Below are 2,474 nucleotides of genomic sequence, written 5' to 3'. Positions count from 1 at the left end.
TTGAAGCCGGGCACTCTGCAGCGCAAATAAAGCAAACGTGGCAGGCGGGGTTGCAACAATTTAAGCTGCGCAGAAAACCGTATTTACTGTATCAATAATTTAAGGAAAGCCAATGAAGCTAAGGTATTACGCTAACCAGTGCGGCTACGTTAAACGGCTTTTTATAGCCCTAATATGCGCTATTTCAGCGGCTTGTAGTACGCCCGAACAACCAGTAAGCGCCGGGTTAGCATTAATACCAAGTCAGCTTACGCCATTGCCGAATGCGCAAGTAGTGGCGACTTTTCCAGAGCCAAACCCAAGCAGCCGTGCTTATGTGAATAATCGTGGCACGTTTAAAGCGTATCAAGGGCGGGGGCAATTATTAATTGAAAACCACCAGGCTACCCGCGCCGACATTTATATTAATAATCAAAAGTTACCCTTCAAGCAGGCACTCAAGGCGAATGCGCTCTATCAATACAACTTAGCGCAGTATACCCATAATGGTATTAATAGCTTTAAAGTTGACAATGTACAGCCAGCGGGTGCCAGTTTAACGTTACGTTTTGCGTTTGCTACGTTAAAAAACACTGCAACGCAACAAGTGGATTTTAGTGCGGTAGATGCCTTAATTGAGCAAGACGTGAATAATGGCTTTCCTGGGGCGGTATTAGCAGTGGTTAAAAACGGCGAGTTAATAAAATTAACCGCCTATGGCGATGCGCGTCAGTATCAACAAGATGATTTAATGTTATTGCGCCCAGAGCCGATGCAAACCAATACACTGTTTGACTTAGCTTCAAATACTAAAATATTTGCCACCAATTTGGCATTAATGAAATTAGTGAGCGAGGGGTTACTTAACATCCATCAGCCGGTTCAGGCTTATATTGAAGAATACCAAGGTGCGGGTCGCGAGCAGCATCGAGTGAAAGACTTACTCAGCCATAGCGCTGGTTATCCTGCGGTATTTGATTTTCATCGTAAAGACACCGCAAAGGGCGATGCGTTTTTCTCGCAGCAAAGTAGCAGCACCAAACAATTGTTGCTCACTCAAGTGCCTTTTAGTGCTAATACTACCGGCGGGCAACGGTACTCCGATATTGATTACATGATTTTAGGCGTGTTGGTGGAGCGCATCAGCGGACTTACGCTTGATGATTACTTAGAGCAGCAGGTATATAAACCGCTGGGGCTAAATAATACCTTATTTAACCCGCTTAATAAGGGCTTTAAACGTGAGCAGTTTGCGGCAACCGAACTCAGTGGCAATACTCGTGGTGGACGCATTAACTTTGCCAATGCCCGCACTAAGGTTATACAAGGTGAGGTACACGATGAACGCGCCTATTACTCTCTTGGTGGGGTTGCCGGTCATGCGGGCTTATTTAGTAACGCACACGATTTAGCCATACTCAGCCAGTTACTGTTAAATAAAGGCGGTTATGGCGATCAGCAGGTATTTACTGCTAGCAGTTTAGCGCAGTTTTTAACCCCACAAGGTAGCGATGAAACCTACGGGTTAGGCTTTCGTTTGGCAGGGAATAATCAAGCGCGGCGCTGGCACTTTGGCCCTTATGCGAGTGCGCAAGCGTATGGCCATACCGGCTGGACGGGGACGGTTACGGTCATTGATCCCGCTTACGATCTGGCCATTATTTTGCTTACAAATGCCCGCCACACAACCATCACCGACACAAAACAAGGCTATCTGTTTAGCGGTAAAAGCTATGAAACAGCCAAGTATGGCTCGGTGGTGTCATTGGTATATGAAGCGCTTTTTAATCAATAATGGTTATTTGCTAAGCGCGTGATGTTAAATGATTAAAAAAGCTTAACGCCCGTGTGTTTAGTGGTTTACTTAAGCTAGTTTTGGCTGTAAAAGTTAAATTAGATAATAGTATGTGGCAAAGCCACACTGTGAGCGTGCTCACTCATAATAAAGGTTTATGTATGTCTTGGTATTCTATTTTACCACCGTTAATTGCCATTGCCGTGGTGTTTTGGCGTAAAGAAGTCATTATGGCGTTGTTACTCGCAGTGGTTTCTTCAGAGTTATTACTTGCGCTGCAAGGTGAGGGCAGTGTGCTGTTTAGCACTTTTTTAAATACCATTGAGCGTATTGTCAGTGTGGCCAGTGCGCCGGGTAATACGCGCATTTTGATTTTTAGTATTTTAATCGGCGCATTGCTTGCCTATATTCGCGAATCTGGCGGAGTGGCCGCCACCGTTAACGTACTAATGAACAAGGGCATTGCGAAAAGCAAACGCCAAGTGGGTTTTTTAACCATGTTTACTGGTATTGCGGTGTTCATCGAGTCAAACTTGAGCGTACTCACCTCGGGTATATTGTCGCGCGGATTGTTTGATAAATTTAAAATGAGTCGCGCGCGTCTCGCCTATATTATTGATAGTACCAGTGCGCCGGTGTGTATTTTAATTTTACTCAATGGCTGGGGCGCCTTTGTATTAGGGTTATTAAGTAATTACGA

Annotated in this window: 2 protein-coding genes and 1 pseudogene; all 3 read left to right on the top strand. The window is 44.9% G+C overall.

The features are described from left to right. Nucleotides 1-98: hypothetical protein (locus ABYB02_RS16605; RefSeq protein WP_372763477.1), on the top strand; the 98-nt coding region annotated here is incomplete at its 5' end. Between the two features lie 14 nt (nucleotides 99-112). After that, nucleotides 113-1,774, top strand: a complete 1,662-nt coding sequence (gene pbp4b / locus ABYB02_RS16600) for a penicillin binding protein PBP4B (protein WP_372763476.1) — start codon at nucleotides 113-115, stop codon at nucleotides 1,772-1,774. 161 nt (nucleotides 1,775-1,935) lie between these two features. Beyond that, nucleotides 1,936-2,474: pseudogene (locus tag ABYB02_RS16595) on the top strand (sodium:proton antiporter); the annotation flags it as partial.

The sequence above is a fragment of the Pseudoalteromonas sp. genome, from assembly GCF_041613455.1.
Taxonomy (GTDB): domain Bacteria; phylum Pseudomonadota; class Gammaproteobacteria; order Enterobacterales; family Alteromonadaceae; genus Pseudoalteromonas.
The sequence above is the reverse complement of the archived record's forward strand: the minus strand, read 5'-3'. Positions and strand labels throughout refer to the sequence as shown.